This is a genomic window from Geodermatophilus sp. SYSU D01119 (genome assembly GCF_054049975.1).
Genome location: NZ_JBJGYL010000005.1, coordinates 45,141 through 71,680 on the forward strand (window position 1 = coordinate 45,141; position 26,540 = coordinate 71,680).

Here is a 26,540-nt window from a genome sequence, read left to right on the forward strand (position 1 = left end):
GGTAGCAACGAGGCCATGTGCCACGACCCCGCCAGCCGCCCGCCCGCGCCGCCCCGCTCGGGGGAGGTCGGCGGCTCCGGCCTGACCACGCTCACCGCGGCCGACGGCACGCGGCTGTCGGCCGCCTGGGCGCTGCCCGCCGGCACCGCCGCCGACGGGGCGGCCGCCGGGGCGGGCGTCGTCGTACTGCCCGACATCCGCGGCCTGCACCCCTACTACGTCGCCCTGACCGAGCGGTTCGCCGAGGCCGGGCTGCCCGCCGTCGCGATCGACTGGTTCGGCCGCACGGCCGGCACCGCGCAGACCGGCACCCGCGACGCCGACTTCGACTGGCAGACGCACATCCCGCAGACCACGGCCGAGGGCATCGACGCCGACCTCACCGCCGCGATCGCCGAGCTGCGCGCCCGCACCCGACCGGACCTGCCGGTGCTCACCGTCGGCTTCTGCTTCGGCGGCAGCCACTCGTGGCGGCAGGCCGGCGGGGACCTCGACGTCGCCGCTTGCGCCGGCTTCTACGGCCGCCCGGCCATGGTCGGCGACGCCGCCGCCCGCGCCAGCCGCCCCACGCTGATGCTCATCGCCGGGGCCGACGCCGCGACGCCGGTGGAGGAGCAGCTGGCCCTGGCCGCGACCATGCGGGAGGGCGGGGCCGACGTGGAGACCGCCGTCTACGACGGCGCGCCGCACTCCTTCTTCGACCGCGCGGCCCCCGAGTGGGGCGAGGCCTGCCAGGACGCGTGGCGGCGGATGCTCGCGCTGGCCGACCGGGTGGCCGCCGGGGCGGCCGCGTGAGCGGGCCCGGGGGCGAGCCGATCGAGGAGGGCGTCCTCGAGCTGGCCCGCCGGGTCTTCGACCTGGCCCGCGCCGGGCACACCGAGGAGCTCGCCGCCTACGTCGACGCCGGGGTGCCGGTGGACCTGACCAACGAGAAGGGCGACACCCTGCTCGTCCTGGCCGCCTACCACGACCACCCCGACACGGTGGCCGCCCTGCTGGCCCGCGGCGCCGACCACGGCCGGGCCAACGACCGCGGGCAGACGGCGCTGGCCGCGGCGGTGTTCCGCCGCTCGGAGGCCGGCGTGACGGCGCTGCTGGACGCCGGCGCCGACCCCGACGCCGGCGGGCCGAGCGCCCGCGAGACCGCGGCGTTCTTCGAGCTCCCGGAGATGACCGCGCTGCTGGACCGCGACACCCGCTGACGCCGGGCCCGCCGCGCGGCGCGCCGTGACAATGTGGGCGGGCCCGGCGGCACGGTCGCCCCGGGCGGCACCGGACGGGGGAGGGGGACCCATGGTCGCTCAGCAGCACCTGCCCGGACCGGGCGCGGACCGGTCCCGCGGCGGGAGCACCCGGCTCGCCCCCGCCGACGACGAGGCGCTCACGGCCCTGCCGGCCGCCCCACCCGCCCGCGAGTCGGGGCCCCCGTCCGACGCCGGCCCGGCGCCCGCCGCCGTGGCGCCCGACCCGACCACCGCCGGGGCCGACCCCGCCGGCCCCGGCGGCCTGCTGTCCGGCGCGCTGCCGCGCTGGCTGGTGCTCCTCGTGGGCGCCGCGGCCGCGACGATCGCCGTCGCCGGGGTGCGGGAGATCGCCTGGCTCGTCGCGCCGGTGATGCTCGCGCTGGTCGTCGTCGTCGCGCTCATGCCCGTGCAGCGCTGGCTGTTGCGCCACGGCGTGCCCCGCGCGGCCGCGGCCACCGTCCTGCTGCTGCTCGTCTGGGGCGTGCTGCTGGGTCTGGGCTCGCTGCTGGTCGTGGCCATCGCCCAGTTCGCCGTCCTGCTGCCCGACTACGCGCCGCAGTTCGCGGTGCTGCTCGACGACGCCGTGGAGCGGCTCGACGAGGCCGGGCTGTCCTCGACCCAGATCCAGGACCTCGTCGACCGGTTCGACTACGGCCAGCTCGTCGGGCTGGCCACCGACCTGCTGGCCCGGGTCACCGACACCGCGACCACGCTGGTGCTGCTGCTGTCGGCGATGGTCTTCCTCGCCATCGAGTCCGGTGGGTTCGGCCGGCGGCTGGCGCTGGTGGCCGAGGAGCGGCCGCACCTGCCGATCGCACTGGGCCTGTTCGCCCGCGGCACCCGCTCCTACCTGCTGGTGAGCACGGTGTTCGGCGCGATCGTCGCGGTCGGCGACACCGTCGCCCTGGCGATCCTCGACGTGCCGATGCCGGTGCTGTGGGGCCTGCTGTCGTTCATCACGAACTACGTGCCCAACATCGGCTTCGTCCTCGGCGTCATCCCGCCGGCGCTGCTCGCGCTCCTCGACGGCGGCTGGACCGAGTTCTGGGTCGTCATCGTCGTCTACGCGCTGCTCAACTTCGTCGTCCAGACGCTCATCCAGCCCCGGTTCGTGGGTGACTCCGTCGGCCTGTCGATGACGGTCACCTTCCTCGCCCTGCTGTTCTGGGGCTGGGTGCTCGGCGCGCTGGGCGCCCTGCTGGCCATCCCGCTCACGCTGCTGGTCAAGGCCCTCCTGGTCGACGTCGACCCGCGCGGGCACTGGCTCGACGCGCTGCTGCGCGAGGAGCCGAGGGCGCCGCGCACGAGCCGCGCGCGGCAGCGCGCCCACACCCGCCGGGCGGCGCTGGCGTCGGTGCGCGCCATGCACCCGCACTGGCCCGCCCGCCGCGGCTCCGGACCGGCCGACACGCCGTCCGACCTGCACGGACAGTCCGCCGACACCCCGGCCGACGGGAATGTCGGACCCCAGGAGGACGTTGATCCACAGTCGGGCGCGGTGCCCGGCAGCACCCCCTGAGGAGGACCCCGTGAAGGGCGATCGTGTCGAGGTCGTGATCGACGCCGGCGGCAGCACCCGCACCTACGAGATCGAGGCCACCCGCGCCGGCCGGCGCGTGGAGGTCAGCAACGGCCGCGGCGTCGTGGAGGTCACCGAGACCACCCGCGGCGGCACCCCCGTGCGCACCGCGCGGTTCATGTCCGGCCGCGTGCTGGCCCTGGTCGAGCACCCGGCGGCCCGTGCCGTGCTCGACGACGACGAGCCGGTGACGCCGCTGCGGCGCACCGCCTGATGAAGGACCTCCCTGCCCCCCACCCCTCGCACGCTCGCGGCGGGCCCCTGCAGGGAGGCCGTTCCAGCACCTCACCCGAGCTCGTCGTCCTGGTCGGGCTGCAGGGCGCGGGCAAGTCCACCTGGGTGCGCGAGCACCTGGCGGACACGCACGCGGTGGTGAGCAAGGACCACTGGCCGCGGGCACGGCGGCGCGAGGCGCGCCAGCAGCGGGTGGTCGCCGAGCTGCTCGCGGCCGGGCGCAGCGTCGCCGTCGACAACACCAACCCCTCGCCGGCCGAGCGGGCACCGCTGGTGGCCGCGGCCCGGGCGGCCGGGGTGCCGGTCCGTGCGGTGTGGCTGGACACCCCGCGCGCCACCTGCCTGGCCCGCAACGACGCCCGCGAGGGGCGGGCCCGGGTCCCGCTGGTCGGCGTGCACGCCACGCTGGCGCGGCTGGTCCCGCCGTCGGTGGAGGAGGGCTTCGACCGGGTCGACGTCGTCCGGCCGGACGACGGGCCCGGCGGCACGGACGGCGGCGGGCCCGGCGACACGGCGCGCGGCTGAGGGACGCCGTGTGCGGGGCGCCGGAGCGGTGCGGTACACCTTGCAGGCCGTCCGCCCCCCCCCCGACCCGACCCCGGAGGTCCCGCCCGTGCTGGCCAGCATCGGATACGCCGTCGCCTACACCGCCGTCGGCCTGGTGCTGCTGGCCCTGGGGTACCTGGTCCTCGACCTGCTCACCCCCGGCCACCTGGGGCGGCACATCTACCAGGACCGGTCGGTCAGCGCCGGCATCGTGCTCGCGGCCGGCTTCCTCGCGCAGGGCGCGATCATCTTCACCACCATCTGGACGAACGCCACCTCCGGATTCGGCCAGGCGCTGCTCGACACCGTGGTGTTCGGGGTGCTCGGCGTGCTGCTCCAGGCCGTCGCCTTCCTCGCCCTCGACCTGCTGACACCCGGGAAGATGGGCGCGCTGGTCACCGAGGTGGCCTTCCACCCCGCGGCCCTGGTCAGCGCCGCCGCGCAGCTGTCGGTCGCCGCGATCATCGTCGCCTCCATCTGGCCCTGACCCCCGCCCGCCGGACCCGCGGCGGGACCACCCCGGGCCCGCCGTAACGTGTCCGGCGCAGCGCGGGCCGCCCCCGGATCCCGGGAGGCGGCCCCCATCCGGAAGGCCGGCGACGACGCCGCCCCACCAGCGAGAGGAACTGCCATGAGCGAGGCCACCCCCCGCGTCGCCATCGTCACCGGCGCCGCCCGCGGCATCGGTGCCGCGACCGCCAAGCGCCTGGCCGCCGACGGCTTCGCCGTCGCCGTGCTCGACCTCGACGAGGCGAACACCAAGGAGACGGTGCAGGCCATCGAGTCCGCGGGTGGGCGCGCGCTCGGCGTCGGCGCCGACGTCAGCGACGCCGAGCAGGTGCAGGCCGCCGTCGACCGGATCGCCGCCGAGCTCGGCGCCCCCGTGGTGCTCGTCAACAACGCGGGCGTCATCCGCGACAACATGCTGTTCAAGATGACCGAGGTCGACTGGGACCTGGTCATGAACGTGCACCTGCGCGGCGCCTTCCTGATGAGCCGGGCCTGCCAGAAGTACATGGTCGACGCCAAGTTCGGCCGGATCGTCAACCTGTCGAGCACCTCGGCGCTGGGCAACCGCGGCCAGGCCAACTACTCGACGGCGAAGGCCGGCCTGCAGGGCTTCACCAAGACCCTCGCCATCGAGCTCGGAAAGTTCGGCGTGACCGCCAACGCGATCGCCCCCGGCTTCATCCAGACCGAGATGACCATGGCCACCGCCGAGCGCATGGGCATCCCCTTCGACGACTTCATCAAGGGCGCCGCCTCGCAGATCCCGGTGGCCCGCGTCGGCCAGCCCGAGGACATCGCCCACCTGGTGTCGTTCTTCGTCAGCGAGGGCGCCGGCTTCGTCTCCGGCCAGGTCGTCTACGCCGCGGGCGGCCCCAAGGCCTGACGGAGGACCCTCCTGCCCCCACCGCCCGCTCGCGGCGGGCCCCTGCAGGAGGGCCGTTCCAGCAGCTCGCCAGGGCCCGGCCGGATGATCCCGGCCGGGCCCTCGTGCGTCGTGCCGCAGTTCATCGGGCTTCACATCGTGCAACGTTGCACAGGGTGAAGTGAGTGCGTCATGCTGGTCGGCGTGACCGGACCGGGGCTGCGCGAGCGCAAGAAGGCCGACACCCGCGCCGCCCTCGCCGCCGCCACCCTCCGGCTGGCCGTCGAGCGCGGCTGGGCCGGCGTGACGGTGGAGGCGGTCGCGGCCGAGGCCGGCGTCTCCTACCGCACCTTCTTCAACCACTTCGCCTCCAAGGAGGAGGCGTTGCTGCAGCCCGGTGGTGCCGAGCCCGGCCGCTTCGCCCGGCTGCTGGCCGGGCAGGACGCGTCGCTGCCGCTGCTCGAGGCCGCCCGAGGCGCGCTGCACGCCGAGCTGGCCGCCGTCGACGACCCCGAGGGCTGGCGCCGGCGGATGTCAGTCATGGCCGCCGAGCCCACCCTGCTGGCGCGCGCCGTCGCCGTCGGGTCGGCCGGCGAGCGGGAGATGACCGAGGCGTTCGCCGCGCGCAGCGGCCTGGACGCCGACCGCTCCCTGCACCCCGCGCTGCTGGCCGCCGTCCTCGGCGCCGCCGTCCGGGTGGCCCTGGTCCGCTGGCAGTGCGCCGGCGAGGGCGCCGACCTGCACGCGCTGCTCGACGAGGCGATCGACCTGGTCGCCGCCGGCCTGCCGGTCCCCGCCGGCCCCGCCTGACCTCGGCTCCACCCCCGCCGCCGGCACCGGCCGGCGGTCCGTCCCGCTGCGTCCCCGAGGAGCACCCGTGTCCGCTCCGGCCGATCCCGCCGGCCCGCCGACCGCCACCGACACCCCGCCCGGGACCACTGCCGCCGGCGCGGCGTCGATGAGCCGCCGGCAGGTGCTGCAGGCGCTGTCGGGCCTGTTCACGGGCATGTTCGTGGCGATCCTGGCCGCCACCGTCGTGGCCAACGCGCTGCCCACGATCATCTCCGAGCTCGGCGGCAGCCAGTCGGTCTACACCTGGATCGTCACCGCCGAGCTGCTCGCCATGACCGCGACCGTCCCGCTGTGGGGCAAGCTCGCCGACCTGGCCGACCAGAAGCTGCTCATCCAGCTGTCCTTCGGCCTGTTCGCCGTCGGCTCGGTGCTGGCCGGTGCCTCGCAGGACACCACCGTGCTCATCGTCGCCCGCGTGCTGCAGGGCGCGGGCGCCGGCGGCCTCACCGCGCTGGTGCAGATCGTGATGGCCGCGATGATCCCGCCGCGTGAGCTCGGCCGGTACGCCGGCGTCTTCGGCGCGATCTTCGCCGTCGGCACCGTGGCGGGCCCGCTCATCGGCGGTGTGCTCGTGGACACCTCGTGGCTCGGCTGGCGCTGGTGCTTCTTCCTCGGCGTGCCGTTCACCCTCGTGGCGATGGTGCTCATCCAGCGCACCCTGACGCTGCCGCCGGTGCAGCGCCGCGGGAAGGTGCACGTCGACTGGCCGGGCGCGCTGCTGCTCACCGCCGGCGTCTGCACGCTGCTCATCTGGGTCACCCTGGCCGGCAACAGCTTCGACTGGCTGTCGGCGCCGACCGCGCTCATGGTCGGCGGCGCCGTCGTCCTGCTGGTCCTGGCCGTGCTGGTCGAGGCCCGCTCGCCCGAGCCGGTCGTGCCGCTGGGGCTGTTCCGCAACCGCACGGTGACCCTCGCGATCGTGGCCAGCGCCCTGGTCGGCATCGCCATGTTCGGCGGCACGGTGTTCCTGTCGCAGTACTTCCAGGTCGCGCTCGGCCACTCGCCGACCAGGGCCGGCCTGCTGTCGCTGCCGCTGGTCGCCGGCCTGCTGGTGTCCTCCACGGTCGTCGGCGCGCTGATCACGAAGAACGGCCTCTGGAAGCGCTGGCTGGTGCTCGGCGGGGTGCTGATGGTGGCGGGCTTCGGCCTGCTGGCCACCATCGACGCCGCGACGTCGACCTGGCTGCTCGGCGCCTACATGGTCGTGCTCGGCGCGGGCGTCGGCATGCTCGTGCAGAACCTGGTGCTCGCCGCGCAGAACGACGTGCCCGCCGCGGAGCTCGGCACGACGACGTCGACGGTGTCGTTCTTCCGCAGCCTCGGCGGCACGATCGGCGTCAGCGTCCTCGGCGCGATCCTCGCCGCGCGGGTGGCCGACGGCCTCGGCGCGCTCGGCGGCGGCGCGCCGGCGCCCGGCGGCGGCGAGGCCGCGGCGCCGGACGTCAGCGCGCTGCCGCCGGAGGTCGTGGCGCTGGTGCAGGGCACCTACGCCGACGCCACCGCGGAGCTGTTCCTCGTCGCCACGCCGCTGGCCGCGCTCGCCCTGCTGGTGGTGCTGTTCATCCCGGAGAAGCCGCTGAAGACGACGTCGGGGACGCAGCGGCTGGCGGAGGAGCAGGACCCGGCTCAGGGCGGCGAGGAGGGCGGTGCGCCGGCGCCGCTCGCGCACTAGGCGCTGACGTACGTCACGCCGGCCGGCGGGCACAGCGCCCCGCCGGCCGGCGTTGCACCATCCGTGACCGCTCCGCTCCGCCTCGTCGTCCTGGGTGACTCCATCGCGTACGGGACCGGCGCCGCGCGGGTCGAGGACGGCCTCGGCCCGCGCCTCGCGCAGGTCCTGCGCAGCGAGGGCACCGACACCGAGCTCACCGTCCTCGCCGTCCCGGGCGCCGTCTCCCGCGACCTCGCCGCACAGGTCCGCCGCGCCGTCCCGTTGCGCGCCGACCTCGCCGTCGTGGTGGTCGGCGCGAACGACCTCGCCCGGTTCCTCCCGGTCGACCAGGCCACCGCCGCGCTCGGCGCCGCGGTCGCCGACCTGCGCGCCGCCGGCACCGACGTGGTCGTCGTCCCCGCGCCGGACATGTCCAGCGTGCCGTTCGTGCCGCCGGCGTTCCGCCCGGCCGTGCAGGCCGCCTGCCGGGTGATGCAGCAGCGGCAGGCCGCCGTCGCCGAGGCGCACGGCGCCGTCGTCGCCCCGGTGGCCGCGGAGGTCGCGGCCTCGTTCACCGCGGAGCCCGGGCTGTTCTCGGCCGACCGGTTCCACCCGTCGTCGGCCGGCTACGCGCGCATCGCCGCGGCTCTGGCGCCGACGGTGCTCGCCGCCGCCCGCGACCGGCGGGAGCGCCGGGCGGCCTGAGCCGCCCGGCGCCCGCGCTCACATGTCGCGGTAGCGCTTCGCGGCCGCGAGGGCCTCGGTGAGCCGGCCGCGGTCGAGGTCGGGCCCGTAGCCGGGGGTGTCGCGCTGGATGCGCCACCCCTCGGCCAGCGGGCCCAGGTCGACGACGTCGAAGCCGAGCTCGTCGATGAACGACGACACCGTCTCCTTGGCCGACGCGTCGTCGCCGGCGATCGCCAGCGCCCGGCGGTCGGGCGTGCCCGGCGGGGTGCGGCGGGCGGTGATGTCGGCGGCGTAGATGTGGTTGAACGCCTTGACCACGCGGGAGGTCGGCAGGTGCGCCTGCAGCAGCTCGGCGGTGGTGGTCGACTCGTCGTCGAGCTCGGCGATGTGCCCGTCGCGCTCCGGGTAGTAGTTGTTCGTGTCGATGACGACCTTGCCGGCCAGCGGCTCGACCGGGACGTCGCCGACCGCCTTGAGCGGCACGGTGACGACGACGAGGTCGCCGGCCGCGCCCGCCTCCTCCGCAGTGGCTGCCCGCACCGAGCCGCGCCGCGACGGGCGGGCCTCGATCCGGTCGACCAGGTCGGTGAGGGTCTCGGGGCCGCGGGAGTTGGACAGGACCACGTCGTAGCCGGCGTCGGTCGCTGCCTGGGCGAGCGCCGTGCCGATGTGGCCGGCGCCGATGATGCCGAGTGTCGTCATGCCTGCCGCCAACGCGGCCGCCCGCCGGTCATTCCCGCGGCCGGGGTCTCGGCACAGGAAGCTCTACGCACGCTCTCGGCGCCTGGACGTGCGTAGAGCTCCCGATGCCTCGACTACTCCCGGTCGAGCGCGTCGGCGAGCAGCTCGGCGAGGTGGCTGCCCGGGCGGTCGGCCAGCGCGTCGAGCTGGGTGCGGCAGGAGAACCCGTCGGCCAGCACGACCGCGTCCGGGCCCGCCTCCCGCACCGCGGGCAGCAGCTGCTGCTCGGCGATCGCCACCGACACGTCGTGGTGGCCCTTCTCCACGCCCCAGTTCCCGGCCAGGCCGCAGCAGCCGCCGAGCCGGGTGACCGTCGCGCCGGCCGCGCGCAGCAGCCGCTCGTCGGCCGCCCACCCCATCACCGCGTGGTGGTGGCAGTGCGGCTGCGCGACCACCTCGACGCCGGCCAGCGACGGCGGCGTCCAGCCCTCGGTGGCGCCGAGCAGCTCGGCCAGCGTCCGCGTGGCCGCCGCGACCCGCCCAGCGGCCGGGTCGTCGAGCAGCTCCACGGCGTCGCTGCGCAGCGCCGCGGTGCACGAGGGCTCCACGCCGACGATCGGGACGCCGGCGTCGGCCAGCGGCGCGAGCCGCCGCACGGTGTCGCCGAGGATGCGCTTCGCGGTGTCGAGCTGGCCGGTGGTGATCCAGGTCAGGCCGCAGCAGGTGTCGTCGCCGGGCACCTGCACCGCGTAGCCGGCGGCCTCGAGCACGCGGGCCGCCGCGTGCGCGACGTGCGGGGCGAAGTGGTCGGTGAAGGAGTCCACCCACAGCGCCACGGGCGCGCCGTCCTGCCGGCCCGGCGTCCAGGTCTGCCGGAAGGTGCGCGGCGCGAACTCAGGCAGGTCGCGGCGCTGGTCGACGCCGGCCCCCCACCTCGCCAGCCGCCCGCCCAGGCGCGACCGCAGCACCGCGTTGACCAGCCGCGGCGCCCGCGCAGCGACGTCGGACCACATGGGCAGCTTGCCGAGGGTGTAGTGCGACAGCGGCCGCAGCCGGCGGCGGTAGCTCTGGTGCAGCACCTCGGACTTGTAGCTGGCCATGTCCACACCGGTCGGGCAGTCGCGCGAGCAGCCCTTGCACGACAGGCACAGGTCCAGCGCCGCGTGCACCTCCGGCGAGCGCCAGTCCCGCACCGGCCCGCCCGGCGCCAGCATCTCCTGCAGCACGCGGGCGCGGCCGCGGGTGGAGTCCTTCTCCTCGCGGGTGGCGGGGAACGACGGGCACATCACCGCGACGCCGGACGGGTCGGCCCGGCACTTGCCGACGCCGGTGCAGCGGTGCACCGCGTTGGACAGGTCGCCGTCGTCGTGCCGGTAGAGCAGCGCGAGGCCCTCCCGCCTGCGCGGCGCGGCGGCCACCCGGATGTCGGCGTCGAGCGGCGCGGGGCGCACGAGCACGCCGGGGTTGAGCACGTCGTCCGGGTCGAACAGGCCCTTGACCTGGGCGAACAGGTCGAGCGCGGCGGGGGAGTACATCGTCGGCAGCAGCTCGCTGCGGGCCCGGCCGTCACCGTGCTCGCCCGACACCGACCCGCCGTAGCGGGCCACCAGCCGGGCGGCCTCCTCCACGAAGGCGCGGTAGGCGGCGCGGCCCCGGTCGGGCTCGCGTCCGAAGGGGAAGTCGATGCGCACGTGCACGCAGCCGTCGCCGAAGTGCCCGTAGGGGACGCCCTGCAGCCCGTGCTGCGCGAGCAGCGCGTCGAACTCCCGCAGGTAGGGGCCCAGCGACGTCACCGGGACGGCGGCGTCCTCCCACCCGGCGTGCGCGGGCCGCCCGTCGGAGGTGCGCGCGGCCAGGCCCGCGCCGTCCTCCCGGATCCGCCAGATCGCCGCGGCGTGCGCGACGTCGGTGACCACCATGCTGTCCAGCGCGCCGGCGTCGGCGACCACCCGGGCGCCGGTGGCCGCCACCTCGTCCACGGTGTCGCCGGTGACCTCGACGATCAGCCACCCGGCGCCCTCCGGCAGGTCCGGGACGACGGCGGCCGGCACGTCGCGCAGCCGCTGCACGATCCGCTCGTCGAGGCCCTCGACCGCGGTCGGCCCGTGCCGGAGCAGGGCGGGGGTGGCGTCGGCGGCGTCGGCCATCGACGGGTAGCCCAGCACCACCAGCCCGCGGTACGGGGCGTCGGCGACCAGCCGCACGGTGGCGCCGAGGACGACGGCGAGGGTGCCCTCGCTGCCGACCAGCGCCCGGGTGACGTCGAAGCCGTGCTCGGGCAGCAGGTGCTCCAGCGAGTACCCCGACACCTGGCGGCCGAAGGTGCCGAGCTCGGTGCGGATGGTGGACAGGCCGCCGGCGACGACGTCGCGCAGGCCGTCGAGGCCGGTCACCGGCGAGCCGGAGGTCAGCCGCAGCCGCTGCCCGGTGCCGGTGACCACGTCGAGGCCGACGACGTTGTCCGACGTCCGGCCGTAGCCCAGCGCCCGCGAGCCGCAGGCGTTGTTGCCGATCATCCCGCCGATCGTGCAGCGGTTGCTCGTGCTCGGGTCGGGTCCGAAGCGCAGCCCGTGCGGGCGCGCGGCGGCCTGCAGCCGCGACTGCACGACGCCGGGGTCGACGACGGCGGTGCGGGCCCCGGCGTCGATCGCGTGCACGCGGGACAGGTACCGGCTGGTGTCGACGACGACGCCGGTGCCGACGGCGTTCCCGGCGATCGAGGTGCCGGCGCCGCGCATGGTCAGCGGGACGCCGAGCTCGCGGCACACCGACAGTGCGGCCACCACCTCGTCGGCATCGCGCGGCCGGACGACGGCCTGCGGGAGCACGCGGTACAGGGACCCGTCGGAGGAGTACAGCGCCCGGGCCAGGCCCGAGTCGTCGACGTCGCCGATGCCGGCGCGGCGGAGTGCGGCGGTGACCTCGGTGGGGGGCGCGTCGACGGTCGTCACGCGCCCAGTGTCCCCGGTGCCGCCCACGGGGTGGACGGCACCGGGTCGGTGGCTCGGCTCCCGGCCGGCCCTGCGGCTCAGCCCTCCGTGGGCGGCTCGTCCTTGCCGGACTCCTCCGCCTCGTCGGCCTCCTCCTTGGTGTGGTGCACCGCGCCGTCGGCGTGCTCCGGCGGGCCGTAGACGGTGTAGAGGACCAGCGGGTTCGGCCCGGTGTTGAGGAAGTTGTGCTTCGTCCCCGCCGGGACGACGACGAGGTCGCCCTGCGCCACCTTCTTGGTGGCCCCGCCGACCTTGGCCTCACCGACGCCGCTGACGAAGGTGAGGATCTGGTCGATGTCCTCGTGGACCTCCTCGCCGATCTCCCCGCCCGGCGGGATGGTCATGACGACGAGCTGGGTGTTCTTCCCCGTCCACAGCACCCGGCGGAAGTCGGGGCTCTCCTCGGCGACGGTCGCGATCGTGAAGTGGATGACGGACGCCATCGACGCGCACCTCCTGGTCCTCGCGGCACCCGTGCGGTGCCCTCTCGGGGACGCTCCTGCCCCCTCTCCGCGCGGAGCATGCGCGGAGCCCACCGACGACGTCCCCCGGACGGCTGTGACGGGCGCCTCGGCCCTGCTACGGTGGCGCCACGTCGGTTCGAATGTCCAACCGACGCCCGTCGATCCCCTGGGGGCGCGCGTGTCCCGCTCGGTCCAGCAGGCTCCTCCCGCGGCACCGCCGGCCTCGTCGCCGCGGGTGCAGCGCCGCACGCTCGCCGTCGTCGCCACCAGCACGCTGCTCGTGCTGGCCGCCTTCGTCACGCCGCTGGCCACCACGGTGTCCACCGCGCGCGACCTCGGCACCGGCCCCGGCGGGCAGGCGTGGCTGCTCTCGGCGATGAGCGTGGGGCTCGCCGCGGCGCTGCTGGTGGCCGGGGCGATCGCCGACGACGTCGGCCGCCGCCTGGTCTTCACCGCCGGCCTGGTGCTGCTCGCCGCCGGTGCGGGCCTGACCGCCGCGGCCGGCTCCACGGGCGCGTTCGTCGCCGGGCGGCTGGTCGAGGGAGTCGGCGGTGCCGCGGTGCTCGCCTGCTCGCTCGGCCTGATCGCGCAGGTCTTCCCGCTGGGGCCCGCCCGGGCGCGCGCCGCCGCGGTGTGGGGCGCGGCGCTGGGCGCGGGTACCGGCGTCGGCGGCCTGGCCGCGGTGGTCCTCGACGGCGACGACGGCTGGCGCGCCACGCACGTCGCCACCGCCGCCGCCACCCTGCTGCTCGCCGTCGCCGCGCGCCTGCTGCTGCCGGAGTCCCCGCGCCCGCGCCGGCCGCGGGTCGACGTCGCCGGGCCCGTGCTGCTCGTCTCCGCCGTCACCTGCCTGCTGGTCGGCCTGGTCGCCCCCCGCGGCGGCGCCGGCGCGGCCGCGACGGCGGTGCTGCTCGGCGGCGGCGCGCTGCTGGCCGCGGGGTTCGTGCTGGCCGAGAGCCGGGTGCGCACGCCGATGGTCGACCTCGGCCTGTTCCGCGTCCGCGGGTTCACCGCCGCGCTGGTCGGCGCGCTGGTCACCGGCGTCGCCACGGTCGGGCTGATGTCCTTCCTCGCCACCGTGCTGCAGCGCGGGCTGGGCGAGAGCCTCCTCGCGACGACGGTGCTCGTGCTGGTGTGGTCGGCGGTGGCGACGGCGACCTCGGTGGGCCTGCGCTGGCTCCCCGGCGTCGACGGGCGGCTCCTGCTGGCCGCGGGCCTCGCGCTGTCCGCGGCCGGGCTGGCCGCGCTCGCGGTGCTCGACGCGGACTCCACCGCGGTGCGGCTGCTGCCCGGGCTGCTGGTGCTCGGCGTCGGCTACGGCGTCGCCAACGCCGCGCTGGGCCGGGAGGCGGTGGCGCACGTGCCGCCGGAGCGGGCCGGCATGGGCAGCGGGGCGAACAACACCGCCCGCTACCTCGGCGCGGCCGTGGGGGCGACGCTCGTCGTCCTGCTGGTCACCGCGGGCACGCCCGCGGGCACCGCGGCCGGCCTGCTCGCGGGGTGGGACGCCGCCGCGCTGGCGGGCGCGGCGCTCAGCGCCGCCGGCGCGCTGGTGGTGCTGGCACTGCGACCCGCCCGCCGCTGACGGCCGCCCCGGCGACGTCCACCGCTGCGACGTCCACCGCGGCGAGCGGGGCGTGCGCCCGGCGCAGCCGGAGCAGGCCCACGCCCACGAGCGCGCTGGCGGCACCGGCCGCGGCAGCGGCGACGGCGAGCACCGACAGCGCCCCGGCCGCGGCGAGCGCCCCGACGACGGCGGTCTCCAGCGCCACGGTGACCCACACCGCCGCGGCGGCGACCCGGTCGGCCGCGGCGATGCCGTTGTAGAGCAGCAGCTGGGCCAGCGCGAGGAGGGTGCCGGCGGCGGTGAACACCCAGGTCCATCCGCCGAGGTGGGCGCCGTAGGCGGCGCCGCCGACCAGGGGCAGCGCGGCGGCGCCGAGCACCGCGGTGGCCAGGGTGAGCACCCCGCCGACCGCCGCGACCACCCCGAGCGCCGCGGGCAGCGCCTGCCGCCGCGACGCCGGGTCGGCCAGCCGGGGGAGGAGCACCACGCCGACGCCCTGCGGCAGCCAGTAGGCCACCTTGGCGAACACCGCCCCCACGGCGTACTCGCCGGCCTGCGCCGCCGGCAGGTGGTGGCGCGCCAGCAGCAGGTCGAGGTTGACCAGCAGCACCAGCCCGAGCAGTGCGCCCGCGGCCCGCACCGACGAGCGCGCCGGGCCGCGCAGCCCCCGCGAGACCCCCGGCCGGCCGCAGCCCAGCCACGACACCAGCGCGCCCGCCGCGCACCCGGCCGCCATGCCGGCCAGCGCCGCGGCCGGCGTCCCGCCCGCCAGCAGGCCGGTCACCGCGCCCGCCCACTTGAGCCCGCCGAAGGAGACGAACACCGCGGCCAGGCGGCCGTGCCGGCCGGTGCCCTGCAGGATGCCGTCGTAGCCGCCGACCAGCGTCTGCGGCACCAGCGCGACGGCCAGCCACACCGCGCCCGCCGCGCCGGGCAGGCGCAGCGCCGACACCACCAGCGGCACGGCCGCCAGCGCCACCAGGCCGACGGCGACGCTCGCGACCAGCGCCGTCGCGTGCAGCCGGGGCACCGCCCGCGCGGCCGCCGACGCCGGGTGCCGGCCCAGGTGCAGCGCGGCCGCCGTCTGCAGCCCGGTGGCCGGCACCGACCCGACCAGCAGCACGCCCAGCAGCGCGGCGAGCTCGCCGTAGGACTGCGGCGCGAGCGCCCGCGCGGCGAGCACCGTGACGACGTAGGCCAGGCCGCTGACCAGCAGCAGCGAGCCGGACACCAGCGCCGCCGGGACCGCCCCCGCTCCGGCCGGGCGGCCCGGCGCGGCTCCCTCCTGCGGGTGTCGCGGGCGGGGCGGGCTCACGCGCCCCACCTACCCTGCGGAGGACCTGCGGCCGGGCGCGGGGGAGCGGACGGGGACGGAGGGCACGCGTGGACGACTGCGTGCTGCCCGACCGCTCGCCGTGGCCCGCCCGCTGGCTCGCGCTCGCCGTGGCGCTGCTCGTCAGCGCCCCCGCGCTGGCGCCCGGCCACGTGCTGCTCGGCGACCTCGTCTCGGTGCCGCGCCTCGACCTCGACCTCGACGCGCTCGGCCTGTCCGGCGCCCTGCCGCGCGCCGTCCCCGCCGACGGCGCGACCGCGCTGCTCACCGCGGTGCTGCCCGGGGCGCTGGTGCAGAAGGCGCTGCTCGTCGCCACCGTGTACGCCGCGGTGCTCGGCGCCGCCCGCCTGGTGCCGCCGGGGCCCGGCGGGCGCCGCGGGCTCGCCGGCGCGGTGGCCGGGCTGGCCTACGGCTGGAGCCCCTACCTGGCCGAGCGGCTGCTGCTCGGCCAGTGGACCCTGCTGCTCGCCTGGGCGGCGCTGCCCTGGGTGGTGCGGGCGGGCCTGCGGCTCCGCGCCGGCGAGCCGGGCGCCCTGCCGCGGCTGGTGCTCGTCCTCGTGCCGGCCGTCCTGAGCCCGACCGGCAGCCTGCTCGCCGCCGGCGCCGTCCTCGCGGGCACCGGCCGGGCAGCCGCGGGGCGGGCCCTCGCGGCGGTCGCGCTGCTGTCGGCGCCGTGGGTGGTCGCCGCCCTGCTCAGCCCGGCCGCGGGCACCTCCGACCCCGCCGGCGTCGCCGCGTTCGCCGCCCGCGGGGAGAACTGGGGCGGCTCGGTGCTCGCGGTGCTCGGCACGGGCGGTCTGTGGAACGCCGCGGCGGTGCCCCCGTCGCGGGCGTCGGTGCTCGTCCCCGTCGGAACGGCGCTGCTGCTGGCCCTCGCCGTCGCCGGCTGGGCCGCCCGCGCGGCGCGCGCCGGTGCCGGGACGCGGCTGCTCGTCCTCGGCACCGCCGGGCTGCTGCTGGCCCTCGCCGGCGCGCTGCCGGGCGCCTCCGCGCTGCTCGAGGCGGCCGTCGCGGGCGTCCCGGGCGCGGGCCTGCTCCGCGACGGGCAGAAGTGGGCGGCCTGGCTCGCCCTGCCCCTCGCGGTGGGCGCCGGGCTCGGTGCCCGCCGGGCGTACGCGGCGCTGCGGGAGCTGCTGCCCGGGGCCGCCGCGCGGGCGGTCGCCGCTCTGGCGCTGCTCCTGCCGCTGGTCGCCGTCCCGGACCTGGCCTGGGGCGTCGGCGGGCGGCTGCAGCCGGTGGCCTGGCCGCCCGACTGGCAGGCCGTGCGCGAGGTCGTCGCCGGCGACGACGTGCCGGGCGACGTGCTGGTGCTCCCGGCCGGCGTCTACCGGGCGTTCGACTGGAACGACCGCCGCCCCCAGCTCGACCCGGCGGCCCGCTGGCTGCCCCGGCCGGTGGTCGCCGACGACACCCTGCGGGTGGACGGCGAGGCGGTGCGCGGCGAGGACGCCCGCGCCCGGGACGTCCTGGCGGCCGCCGGCGACCCGGCGGAGCTGGCCCGGCTGGGCGTCGGCTGGGTGCTGGTCGAGCGGGGCACGCCCGGCCCCGCGGTGCCCGCCGAGGTGGCCGCGCTGCCCGTCGAGTACGCCGGGAACGACCTCGTCCTGCACCGCGTGCCGGGTGCGGTCGAGGGCCCCCGGCCGGCGGCCGGCCGGACGGTGGCGGTGCTCGCCGCTCACGGCCTCGCGCTGGGAGTCGCCGCGGCCTCTGCGTTGTGGATCACCGTACGGGCGTCTACGGTGGCGCTCCGTCGTCGCCCTCCGGAGAAACGAGTCCCCGCGTGAAGACCCTCCTGGCCGTGCTCCTGTCCCTCGGCGCCGGTGCGGCCGTCGGTGCCGCCGCCGTCGCGGGCATCACCGCCGTCGTCGACCCCGACACCGCCGCGGTGGAGCAGAGCGACCAGCAGCCGGTCGACGTCCTGGACTACGGCACCCGCGGCTGACCCCGCGCCGGCGTCCGCCCGCGCGGACGCCAGCACCGCACCCCAGCCCCGCACGCTCGAGGCCCAGTCGAGGCCGGCGGCGTGCCGGGCCGCGGCCGCACCCATCGCGGTGCGGCCGCCCTCGTCCTCCAGCAGCCGCTCCACCGCGGCGGTGAGCCCGTCGAGGTCGTCGACGAGCAGGCCGGTCCGGCCGTCGAGCACCGACTCGTTGAGCCCGCCCGCCGAGCGGTAGCCCACCGTCGGCGTCCGGTGCGTGCCGGCCTCGGTGACCACCAGGCCCCAGCCCTCCTTGACCGACGGGCACAGGTGCACCCACGCCCGCGCGAGCTGCGCGTGCTTCTCCGGCTCGTCGACGAACCCGTGGAACTCCACCCGGCCGGCGACGCCGAGCCGCTCGGCCTCGGCGCGCAGCCGCTCGTCCCACCAGCCCTCGCCGACCACCGACAGCGTCAGCTCCGGGTGGCGCGGCGCGAGCCGGGCGAGCACCTCGAGCGCGTGCTCGACCCGCTTGTGCGGCACGAGCCGGCCGAGCACCACCAGCCGCGGCGTCGCCGAGCGGCGCACCGCCACCCGCGGCGCGGGCTCCACGCCGTTGGGCACGACGGCGACCCGCCCCGGGGCGACGCCCAGGCCGGCGAGCTCCGTGCGCGTCGCCTCCGACACCGTCACGTAGCGGGAGCGCCGGTACACCCACGGCGCCAGCCGGGACTCCAGCCACCAGCCGACCGCGCCGCCGAGCCGGCCGAAGACGATCGGCCACTGCTCGCGGTGCACGTGGTGCACGAGCACGACGACCGGCGCCCGCGTGACCAGCGGGCTGCAGAACGGCAGGCCGTTCTGCACGTCGACCACCAGCCGCGGCCGGCGGCGGGCCACGTGCAGCAGCGCCCGCGGGTAGACGCCCAGCCGCCCGCCGCGGCGCACCACCCGGACGCCGCGGACGACCTCCTCGCGCGGGGCCCGCCCGTGCGCCGCGCAGAACAGCTCGACGTCGAGCCCGGCGGCCGCGAGTCCCTCGGCGACCCGGTGCACGTACCGTTCCGACCCGCCGCCCTCCGGGTGGCTGTCGTCACGCCAGTTGACGAAGACGACGTCGGCCGGCGGTCGTCGGCGGCGGGAGACCCAGATCACCCGCGGCACGATACAGACGGGTACCGGCCATTCCACCCGCCCGAATGGTCGACAGAGGAGACGCGCAGTAATGGACCGCTCCGCCACTCTCGACCGGTCCGTCCGGCTGTTCCGGTCCTTCCTGCGCGAGCAGACCGACCCCGACACCTTCTACGGGGTGCTGGCCGAGGACTCCGTGCGGCAGCTCGCGCGCTGGGCCGACCTCGACGGCGCGACCGTCCTCGACGTCGGCGGCGGGCCGGGCTACTTCGCCCGCGGCTTCCGGGCGGCGGGCGCCACCTACGTGGGCCTCGAGCCCGACGCCGGCGAGATGGCCGCCCGCGGCGAGCCGGAGCCCGGCACGCTGCGGGGGAGCGGGGAGGCCCTGCCGGTGCGCAGCGGCGCCGTCGACGTCTGCTACTCGTCCAACGTGCTCGAGCACGTCGCGCGCCCCTGGGTGATGGCGGACGAGATGGTGCGGGTGACCAGGCCCGGCGGCACGGTCCTGATCTCGTTCACGCCCTGGCTGTCGCCGTGGGGCGGGCACGAGACCGCGCCGTGGCACTACCTCGGTGGCGGCTACGCGCGCCGCCGCTTCCGCCGGCGCGCCGGCCGCGAGCCGAAGAACCGCTTCGGGGAGTCGCTGTTCGCCGTCTCGGCCGGGGGCCTCGTCCGGTGGGCGCGGCGCTGCCCCGACGCCGACCTGCTCGCCGTCTTCCCCCGCTACCACCCGTGGTGGGCCACCTGGGTCGCCCGTGTCCCGGGGCTGCGCGAGATCGCGTCCTGGAACGTCGTCGTGGTGCTCCGCCGACGGGGGTCGTGACCGCCGGTAACGGGCGGTATCGGCATCCGTGACGATGCCGGTACGCGCCGGTATCCCCTGGACGGGGGAGCGGTACCGGCGGGAACCGACCGGGTTTGGCGCGTGACCTACCCGACAGTAGTGTGACCCGCGCCGCGACGCCGGACCGGTCGTCGCACCCCTCGAGGAGGTCCCTCCGCATGCGTCGTCGTGGTCTCGGTCTCGGCCTGGTGGCCCTGGGCGCCGTCCTCCTGGGCGCCGCCCTGGCGATCCGGCTGTTCCTCGCGCCCGACCTGGTCCGCCTGCCGCTGGACCAGACCGCCTCGGCGACGGCGACGGGCAGCGACGTCACCTACCTCGACTTCTCCACCCTCGAGGAGGTCGACGGCGTCGACGCCACCGTCCGCCTGACGGTCCAGGGCGACGCGGGCTCCGAGGACGCCTCCGACGACGTCGCCGTGTGGTCCTCGGGCACGACGGTCACCGCCGAGGACGGCACGCTCGTCACCGCGAGCAGCTACACCGCCTGCCTCGACCGCCGCGACGCCTCCTCGGTCGACTGCGGCAGCGAGGCCGTCGACGAGGAGCCCGCCGACGTCGACGGGCTCACCGTGACCTTCCCGTTCGGTGTCGAGCAGCGCGACTACGACGTCTGGAACGTCACCACCGCGCAGACCTTCCCCGCCCGCTTCGACGGCGAGGAGGAGATCGAGGGCCTCGAGGTCTACCGCTTCGTGCAGGAGATCCCCGAGACCGTGATCCGGCAGACCGAGGTGCCCGGCGAGCTGGCCGGCGTGCCCGACGAGGAGTCGGTCGAGGCCGACGTCGTCTACAGCAACACCCGCACGCTGTGGGTGGAGCCGGTCAGCGGCGTGCTGGTCACCTCCTCCGAGGCCCCGGTCACCGTGCTGCGCGCCCCCGACGGCACCACCGGCGCCACGATCCTGCGGGCCGAGTTCGCCGCCAGCGACGAGACCGTCGCGGCCGGCGTCGAGCGCGCCGAGGACAACAAGGGCAAGGTCACGCTCGTCACCCGGACCCTGCCGCTGGCCGTCGCCGCGCTCGGGCTGCTCCTCGTGATCGCCGGCGTCGTGCTCGCCCTGCGGTCGCGGGGCGGCGCGCACCGGGCCGACGCCGCCGGGGCGGCCGCCCAGGAGCCGGTGTCGTTCGCCAAGTGAGCCCCTCCCGGGAGGGGCGCGGCCCCTCCCCGGCGCCGTGGCCGCGCCCCCGCTGACGACCGAGCCCGCCGGACCCCGTCCGGCGGGCTCGGTCGCGTCCCCGCCCCGCCCGGAGCCGGCCGCGCCGGACCCGCGCCCGCCGGGACGGCTGCTCGACCGCGCGCGGCTGGCGGTCGGCTGCCTGGGCCTGGTCGCCCTGGCGCTGTCCCAGTCGCCGGGCCGGGTGGTGTCCGACACCAAGCTCGACGTCTGGGTCGACCCGCTCGGCTTCCTCGGCCGGGCGCTGTCGATGTGGGACCCGGAGGGCTTCGCCGGCCAGGTGCAGAACCAGGCCTACGGCTACCTGTGGCCGATGGGCCCGTTCAGCGCCCTGCTCCGCGGGGCGGGCCTGGCGCCCTGGGTGGTCCAGCGGCTGTGGTGGGCGCTGCTGCTGTGCACCGCCTTCCTCGGCGTCGTGGTGCTGGCCCGGCGGCTGCGGATCGGCTCGCCCGCCGCGGTGGTCCTCGGCGGCCTGGCCTACGCCCTCGCCCCGCGGATGGTTACCTCGCTCGGCGCGACGTCGATCGAGGTGCTGCCGATGGCGGTGGCGCCGTGGGTGCTGGTGCCGCTCGTGGGCGCCGCGGCGCTGCGGTCCCCGCGCCGGGCGGCCGCGCTGTCCGGGCTGGCCGTGTTCTGCGCGGGCGGCGTGAACGCCGTCGCCGCGGCCGCCGTCCTCCCGCTGCCGGTGCTCTGGCTGCTCAGCCGGCGCCCCGGCCGGGCCCGCCGACGGCTGGCCGCCTGGTGGGCCCTCGCCGTGGTGCTGGCGACCGCGTGGTGGGCCGGGCCGCTGATGCTGCTCGGCCGCTACAGCGTCCCGTTCCTCGACCTGATCGAGACGGCGGCGACGACCACCGCGCCCACCGACCTGCTCTCGGTCCTGCGCGGCACCGACCACTGGGTGCCGGCGCTGGCCACCGCCGCGGGCCCGCTGTGGCCTGCCGGCTGGTCGCTGCTGCACGACGCCGTGCCCGTGACGGCGACCGTGGTGCTCGCCGCCGCCGGCCTCGCCGCGCTGTGTCGGCCGCGCCTGCGCGAGCGGACCTGGCTGGTGCTCGGCGTCCTCGCCGGCGCGGCGCTGGTGACGATGGGCCACCTGGCCGCCGTCGACGGCGTGCTGGCCCCCTGGCTGCACGAGGCCCTCGACGGCCCGCTGGCGCCGCTGCGCAACGTGCACAAGTTCGACCCGGTGCTCCGGCTGCCGCTCGTGCTGGCGCTGGTCGACCTCGTCACCGCGGCGACCGGAGCCGCCCGCCGGGCCGGCCGGCCGGGCCCGGCTCCCCGGCCCGGCCGGCCGCTGCCCGCCCTGCTCGCCCGCGCGGTCGCGCCGCTGCGCCGGGCCGTCCCGGCGGCGGTGCGGCTCGGCGGCCGGGCGACCGTGGCCCTGGTCGTGCTCGGCGTCGCCGGCGTCGCCGTCCCGGCGGTCCAGGGACGGCTGGCCCCGCCCGCCGGGTTCGAGACGGTGCCCGGCTACTGGCAGCAGGCCGCCGACTTCCTCGCCCGCGACACCCCCGCCGGGCGGGCGCTGCTGGTCCCCGGCTCCTCCTTCGCCACCTACGGCTGGGGGACGCCGAACGACGAGCCGGTGCAGGTGCTCGCCGGGTCGCCGTGGGAGGTGCGCAACGCGGTGCCGCTCGCGCCGAACGCCCACGTGCGGGTGCTCGACGCCATCGAGGCGCGGCTGGCCGCCGGGCAGGGCTCGGAGGCGCTCACCCGCTACCTGGCGCGGGCCGGCATCTCCCACGTCGTCGTCCGCAACGACCTCGACGTCGGCGCGTCCGGGTCGCCCCGCCCGGTGCTCGTGCACCAGGCCCTGCGCGACTCGCCCGGCATCCGGCGGGTCGCCGCCTTCGGCCCCGACTTCCCCGGTGTCGCGCTGCTCGGGCGGGTCTTCGACGCCGGGCTCGCCCAGCCCCTGCCGGCGGTGGAGGTGTTCGGCGTCGCCGACCCGGCGCCCCGGGCCTGGACGGCGCCGCTCGCCGACGCCGTCACCGTGTCCGGCGGCCCGGACGGCGTCCTGGCGCTGGAGGACCAGGGCCTGGTCACCGGGCGGCCCACCGTGCTCGCCGGTGCCGGTGTCGAGGGCACCGGGGCGGTGGCGGTGTCCGACGCGCTGGTGCGCCGCGAGCGCAGCATGGGCCGCCTGACCGACGCCGCCTCCCAGGGGCTGGCCCCGGAGGACCCGCTGCGCCTGGACGCCCCGGCCCGCGACCACCTGCTCGGCGACCAGGCGGCCGCGGAGAGCGTCGTCCGCTACACCGGCGCCGTCCCCGGGGCCGCGGCGTCGGCGTCGGACGCCGACAGCTACGGCGGCGCGGACCCCGCCCGCTCGCCCTGGGCGGCCGTCGACGGCGACCCCACCACCGCCTGGTACCCGCCCGACGACGTCGGGACGCCCGCCCCGGTCGAGTGGACGCTGCGCACCGACGAGCCGGTCGGCGCGCTGTCGGTCGGCGTGACCCTGCCGCCGGACGTGGCCGCCGACCCGCCGTCGGTGCTGCTGGTGGGCACGGACACCGGCTCGCTGCGGGTCCGGGTGGCCGCGACGGCGGCGCCCCAGCAGGTGCCCCTCCCGCCGGGCGCCACGCGGTCGCTGTCCCTCTCCGTGCCGCCGGGCGAGACGCTCGGGCTGGCCGAGGTGGCGGTGCCCGGCCTGACCGTGACCCGGTCGGTCGTGCTGCCCGACCCCGCCGCCCCGGCCGACGCCTACGTCCTCGCCGCGGCCGGCGCCCCCGTCGCCGGGTGCGCCACCTCCACCGACGCCGACCTGCGCTGCGGCGCCCCGCTCGTCGACGCCGCCGAGGAGCCCGCCGGCCTCGACCGGGTGCTCACCGTCGCCGACACCGCGGACTACGACCTCTCGCTCACCGCCGTGCCGCGGGCCGGCGGCGCCCTCGACGAGCTGCTGGCCGCCTCGTCGGGGACCTTCAGCCGGGTGGCGGCGAGCTCCACCGCCGTCCCCGACCCGCGGGCCGGCGCCGCCGCCGTCGCCGACGGCGACCCGGGGACCGCCTGGCACGCCGCCGCCGACGACGGCTCGCCCACCCTGGTGGTCAGCTGGCTCACCCCGCAGACCGTCGACCGGCTCCGGGTGGAGACCGCCGGCTCGGTGACCGGCGCGCGGCCGGGCGCGGTCACGCTGTCCGGCGGCGGGATCACCCGCACGCTGCGCCTCGACGACGACGGCGCGGTCTCCTTCACCCCGGTCACCACCGACCGGCTGACGATCACCTTCGAGCTGGCCGACCGCACCGGGTCCTTCGACCCCTACACCCGCACGGTCTCCGACCTCGGCGTCGTCGTGGGGGAGCTCGAGGTCACCGCGCTCGCGGTGCCCGACCCCGACCGGCTGGTCGAGGTGCCCTGCGGCGAGGGACCCGTCGTCGCGCTCGACGGGCAGCGGTGGGAGACCTCGGTGCGCACGACGTACGGCGCGCTGCGCGACCTCGCCCCCGTGTCCCTCGACCTCTGCGACCCGGTGGGGCAGACGCTGCGGCTCGGGGCCGGGGAGCACCGGTTCACCGCGGCCGGCACCCCGGAGCTGGCCGTCCGGTCGGCCACCCTGCTGCGCGCCGGCGGCGCCCTGGCGGCCACGCCGGGGATCGACGTCGACCGCACCGCCGCTGGCGTCGACCGCTGGGACGCCGAGCACCGCGCGGTGCGGGTCGCCGCCCGCGACGAGCCGACGCTGCTCGTGGTGCCGGAGAACACCAACCCCGGGTGGACCGCCACGCTCGACGGCGCGGCGCTCGAGGCCGTGGCCGTCGACGGCTGGCAGCAGGCCTGGGTGCTGCCCGCCGGCCCGGCCGGAGTCGTCCGGCTCGACTACGGGCCCGGCGGCGCCTACCGGGCGGCGCTGGCCGGCGGGGCCGCCGCGGTGGCGCTGCTCGTCGCGCTGGCCGTCCGGCCGGCGACGGCCCCGGCGCCGCCCGCGCGCCCGTTCGCCCGGCCCGCCCGCGGCCGGCGGTTCCTCGCGGCGGTCGTGGTGCTCGCCGCCCTGGCCGGCGTCGCCCTGGCCGGCGGGGGAGTGGGCCTCGCGGTGCTCGGCGTCGCCGCCGTGCTCGCCGCGGCCGCCGGGCGCCGCCGGTTCGCGGTCCTCGGCGCGCTCGCGGCGTCGCTGGTGGCGGCCGCGGGCGTGCTGCTGGCGGTCGAGGGGACCGCGGACGCCCGTCAGGCGCTCGGCGTCGCCGCGCTGTCGGTCGTCGTCGCCGCGGTGCTGCCCCTGCGCCGCAGGCGGGGGAGGACCACGCCGTCGGCGGCGTGACGGAACCGCCGCAGCGGCCGCTCCACGAGCACGTACAGCAGCCAGGCGACACCCACCCCGGCGAGCCAGGTGGCCGGCGCCACGAGCACCAGCGGGCCGGTGAACACCGGCGTGCCGGTGAGGTCGTATCCGCCGGTCAGCAGGACCACGTGCACGAGGAACAGGCCGTAGGAGACCTCGCCGAGCCCCCGCGCGGTGCGGCCGGACAGCGCCGCGCGCACCCGGCCGCGCTGCTCGCCGAGGACCAGCGGCGCGACCAGCAGGACCGCGACGCCGCCGTAGAGCAGCGAGCGGGTGACCGCCTGGCCGGGTGAGGGCGCGGCCAGGCCCAGCGGCCCGGCCACCGGCGTGCAGGCGATCCAGAACAGCACCGCCGCGCCGGCCCAGCAGGTGCCGAGGCTGCCGGCCAGCTCCCGGGCGACCTGGACCGGCCGCCAGCCCGGGTCGGCGACGGTCAGCGTCGCCAGCCCGATGCCGCCGGCGAACCAGCCGGAGAAGGCGGGCAGCCACAGGTCGGTCGGCACGAAGGTGCGCTGCGCGCTCCAGACGACGACCAGCCAGACCAGGCCGAGCACCGCGACGCCGCCGAGCGCCGTGAGCACCGGCCACGGGCGGCGGGGGTCGCGCCGGCCCAGCCGCACCAGCCCGCCCGCCGCGAGCGGCAGGACCAGGTAGAACGCCACCTCGGTGCACAGGCTCCAGGTGTGCGCGAGGCCCGCCGCGAGGCCGCCGTCGTCGTAGACCTGCACGAGCAGCAGGTGGCGGACCCAGGTCGCCGCGCCCGCGCCGTCGTTGCCCGGCAGGAACAGCAGCGCGGCGGCGACGGTGAGCCAGTAGGCGGGCAGGATCCGCAGCGCCCGCCGCCACAGGTAGGGGACCGCCCGCGGCGCCGGCCGCCCCTCGGCCCCGGCCAGGAGGAACGGGCGGGACAGCAGGAAGCCGGCCAGCACGAAGAACACCGGGACGCCGACGTCGAGGTGGGCGAGCACGCGGCCGAGGGCGGAGGAGGTGTGGTCGCCGGTGGCGAACGCGGCGTGGGTGAGCACCACCGCGGTCGCGGCGAGGGCGCGCAGGCCGTCGAGCGCCGGGTACGCCCGCTCGGTGCGTGCGGCCGGGCCCCCCTCCAGGGCGGCGGAAGCCGTCACCGGTCCTCCCGTCGTCGCGGTGTCCCTCCTGCGGGGAGCCCGTCCCGGCCAGCGTAGGAGGGCGGGGCTACCGGTCGGTAGGGTCCGCCCCCGGACGAGGAGGTGCCGTGCGGGGACGCGGACGGCTGGGTGAGCAGGTGCGCGCGGACTGGACCCGGCTGGGTGCCGAGGACCCGCTCTGGGCGGTCTGGGTCGACCCCGACAAGCGCGGCGGCCGCTGGGACGTCGAGGAGTTCCTGGCGCTCGGTCGCGACGACGTCGAGCGCACCCGCGCCTGGCTGTCCCGCCTGGGCCTGCCCACGGAGTGGGACCGCGTCCTCGACTTCGGCTGCGGCGCGGGCCGGCTCAGCCAGGCCCTCGCCCCGCACGCCCGCGAGGTCGTCGGCCTCGACGTCTCCGGGCCGATGCTCGCCCGCGCCCGGGAGCTCGACCGCAGCGGCGGCCGGTGCCGCTTCGTGCTCGCCGAGGACGCCGACCTGCACCCGGTGCCCGACGCCTCCGTGGACCTGGTGCTCACCGAGCGCGTCCTGCAGCACCTCCCGCCGGGCGGCGCCGAGCGCGCCCTGGCCGGGTTCCTCCGCGTGCTGCGGCCCGGCGGCGTCGCGGTGCTGCACTGCCCGACGACGCCGCTGTGGACCGCCCGCGGCGTCGTCTGGCGGGTGGCGCCGACCCGGCTGGTGCGCTGGGCCCAGACCCGGCTGCTCGGCTACCCGGCCCCCATGCTGATGACCGGGGTGCCGGAGGCGCGGGTGCGGGCGGTCGCCGCGGCCGCCGGTGGCCGGGTGGTCGACGTCGCCGCCGTGGGAGAGCCCGCGACGCACTGGGCGGCGGCCCGCTACGTCGTCGTCAGGGACGCGGGCTGA

The 26,540-nt window shown here is 77.7% G+C and carries 22 protein-coding genes; 16 read left to right on the forward strand and 6 right to left on the reverse strand.

Annotated features, from left to right (window positions below):
* Positions 1 to 15: 15 nt before the first annotated feature.
* From ACI79X_RS05075 to ACI79X_RS05120, 10 genes are all read left to right on the forward strand, one after another.
* Entirely contained in the window at positions 16 to 795 is a 780-nt protein-coding gene (locus ACI79X_RS05075) for a dienelactone hydrolase family protein (protein ID WP_457024330.1), read from the forward strand.
* A complete protein-coding gene (locus ACI79X_RS05080) occupies positions 792 to 1,202 on the forward strand; it encodes an ankyrin repeat domain-containing protein (RefSeq protein WP_457024331.1) in 411 nt (136 codons plus the stop codon). The genes ACI79X_RS05075 and ACI79X_RS05080 overlap by 4 nt, the downstream gene beginning before the upstream one ends.
* A gap of 91 nt (positions 1,203 to 1,293) precedes the next feature.
* Positions 1,294 to 2,763, forward strand: coding sequence for an AI-2E family transporter (locus ACI79X_RS05085; protein WP_457024332.1), 1,470 nt, complete (start codon positions 1,294 to 1,296; stop codon positions 2,761 to 2,763).
* A 10-nt stretch (positions 2,764 to 2,773) separates the two neighbouring features.
* Positions 2,774 to 3,037, forward strand: coding sequence for a hypothetical protein (locus ACI79X_RS05090; protein ID WP_457024333.1), 264 nt, complete (start codon positions 2,774 to 2,776; stop codon positions 3,035 to 3,037).
* Entirely contained in the window at positions 3,037 to 3,582 is a 546-nt protein-coding gene (locus tag ACI79X_RS05095) for an AAA family ATPase (RefSeq protein ID WP_457024334.1), read from the forward strand. Before ACI79X_RS05090 ends, ACI79X_RS05095 begins: the two co-directional genes overlap by 1 nt.
* A gap of 88 nt (positions 3,583 to 3,670) precedes the next feature.
* Positions 3,671 to 4,090 carry a DUF350 domain-containing protein gene (locus ACI79X_RS05100; RefSeq protein WP_457024335.1) on the forward strand — a complete coding sequence of 140 codons (420 nt, stop codon included), beginning with the start codon at positions 3,671 to 3,673 and terminating at the stop codon, positions 4,088 to 4,090.
* A 144-nt stretch (positions 4,091 to 4,234) separates the two neighbouring features.
* The gene (fabG, locus tag ACI79X_RS05105; RefSeq protein WP_457024336.1) at positions 4,235 to 4,996 is read left to right on the forward strand and encodes a 3-oxoacyl-ACP reductase FabG; all 762 of its coding nucleotides are present in this window, start codon (positions 4,235 to 4,237) and stop codon (positions 4,994 to 4,996) included.
* A gap of 183 nt (positions 4,997 to 5,179) precedes the next feature.
* Positions 5,180 to 5,785 (forward strand): acyl-CoA-like ligand-binding transcription factor, encoded by a 606-nt coding sequence (locus ACI79X_RS05110; RefSeq protein ID WP_457024337.1) that lies wholly within the window; start codon positions 5,180 to 5,182, stop codon positions 5,783 to 5,785.
* A 67-nt stretch (positions 5,786 to 5,852) separates the two neighbouring features.
* Positions 5,853 to 7,499: an MDR family MFS transporter gene (locus tag ACI79X_RS05115; protein WP_457024338.1), complete on the forward strand. Its 1,647-nt coding sequence runs from the start codon at positions 5,853 to 5,855 to the stop codon at positions 7,497 to 7,499.
* A gap of 63 nt (positions 7,500 to 7,562) precedes the next feature.
* Complete coding sequence (locus ACI79X_RS05120) at positions 7,563 to 8,183, forward strand: GDSL-type esterase/lipase family protein (protein WP_457024339.1); 621 nt, start codon at positions 7,563 to 7,565, stop codon at positions 8,181 to 8,183.
* A gap of 18 nt (positions 8,184 to 8,201) precedes the next feature.
* Here the strand turns inward: ACI79X_RS05120 and ACI79X_RS05125 are convergent, their stop codons facing one another.
* From ACI79X_RS05125 to ACI79X_RS05135, 3 genes are all read right to left on the reverse strand, one after another.
* On the reverse strand, positions 8,202 to 8,867 hold the full coding sequence (locus ACI79X_RS05125; RefSeq protein WP_457024340.1) for an NADPH-dependent F420 reductase: 666 nt from the start codon (positions 8,865 to 8,867) through the stop codon (positions 8,202 to 8,204).
* Positions 8,868 to 8,980: 113 nt separating this feature from the next.
* Positions 8,981 to 11,797, reverse strand: a complete 2,817-nt coding sequence (locus tag ACI79X_RS05130) for an FAD-binding and (Fe-S)-binding domain-containing protein (RefSeq protein WP_457024341.1) — start codon at positions 11,795 to 11,797, stop codon at positions 8,981 to 8,983.
* Positions 11,798 to 11,874: 77 nt separating this feature from the next.
* Positions 11,875 to 12,279, reverse strand: a complete 405-nt coding sequence (locus ACI79X_RS05135; protein WP_457024342.1) for a cupin domain-containing protein — start codon at positions 12,277 to 12,279, stop codon at positions 11,875 to 11,877.
* Positions 12,280 to 12,478: 199 nt separating this feature from the next.
* Here ACI79X_RS05135 and ACI79X_RS05140 point away from each other — a divergent pair, with 199 nt between their 5' ends.
* A complete protein-coding gene (locus ACI79X_RS05140; RefSeq protein WP_457024343.1) occupies positions 12,479 to 13,885 on the forward strand; it encodes an MFS transporter in 1,407 nt (468 codons plus the stop codon).
* Here the strand turns inward: ACI79X_RS05140 and ACI79X_RS05145 are convergent.
* A complete protein-coding gene (locus ACI79X_RS05145) occupies positions 13,833 to 15,182 on the reverse strand; it encodes a lipopolysaccharide biosynthesis protein (protein WP_457024344.1) in 1,350 nt (449 codons plus the stop codon). The genes ACI79X_RS05140 and ACI79X_RS05145 overlap by 53 nt on opposite strands.
* A gap of 68 nt (positions 15,183 to 15,250) precedes the next feature.
* Between ACI79X_RS05145 and ACI79X_RS05150 the strand changes: the two genes are divergently transcribed.
* A complete protein-coding gene (locus ACI79X_RS05150) occupies positions 15,251 to 16,984 on the forward strand; it encodes a hypothetical protein (RefSeq protein WP_457024345.1) in 1,734 nt (577 codons plus the stop codon).
* Here the strand turns inward: ACI79X_RS05150 and ACI79X_RS05155 are convergent.
* A complete protein-coding gene (locus ACI79X_RS05155) occupies positions 16,876 to 18,273 on the reverse strand; it encodes a glycosyltransferase family 4 protein (protein WP_457024346.1) in 1,398 nt (465 codons plus the stop codon). The two genes, ACI79X_RS05150 and ACI79X_RS05155, sit on opposite strands and share 109 nt — an antisense overlap.
* Before the next feature lie 70 nt (positions 18,274 to 18,343).
* On the opposite strand from ACI79X_RS05155, the gene ACI79X_RS05160 reads away from it, so the two are divergent.
* The 3 genes from ACI79X_RS05160 (at position 18,344) to ACI79X_RS05170 (ending at position 24,532) form a co-directional block, all read left to right on the forward strand.
* Positions 18,344 to 19,075 carry a class I SAM-dependent methyltransferase gene (locus ACI79X_RS05160; RefSeq protein WP_457024347.1) on the forward strand — a complete coding sequence of 244 codons (732 nt, stop codon included), beginning with the start codon at positions 18,344 to 18,346 and terminating at the stop codon, positions 19,073 to 19,075.
* Positions 19,076 to 19,254: 179 nt separating this feature from the next.
* Positions 19,255 to 20,232 carry a DUF3068 domain-containing protein gene (locus ACI79X_RS05165; protein WP_457024348.1) on the forward strand — a complete coding sequence of 326 codons (978 nt, stop codon included), beginning with the start codon at positions 19,255 to 19,257 and terminating at the stop codon, positions 20,230 to 20,232.
* Positions 20,233 to 20,269: 37 nt separating this feature from the next.
* Positions 20,270 to 24,532, forward strand: a complete 4,263-nt coding sequence (locus ACI79X_RS05170) for an alpha-(1->3)-arabinofuranosyltransferase domain-containing protein (RefSeq protein ID WP_457024349.1) — start codon at positions 20,270 to 20,272, stop codon at positions 24,530 to 24,532.
* Here ACI79X_RS05170 and ACI79X_RS05175 read toward each other — a convergent pair.
* Entirely contained in the window at positions 24,439 to 25,677 is a 1,239-nt protein-coding gene (locus ACI79X_RS05175) for an acyltransferase family protein (RefSeq protein WP_457024350.1), read from the reverse strand. The two genes, ACI79X_RS05170 and ACI79X_RS05175, sit on opposite strands and share 94 nt — an antisense overlap.
* A 107-nt stretch (positions 25,678 to 25,784) precedes the next feature.
* Here ACI79X_RS05175 and ACI79X_RS05180 point away from each other — a divergent pair, with 107 nt between their 5' ends.
* Positions 25,785 to 26,540: a class I SAM-dependent methyltransferase gene (locus tag ACI79X_RS05180; protein WP_457024351.1), complete on the forward strand. Its 756-nt coding sequence runs from the start codon at positions 25,785 to 25,787 to the stop codon at positions 26,538 to 26,540.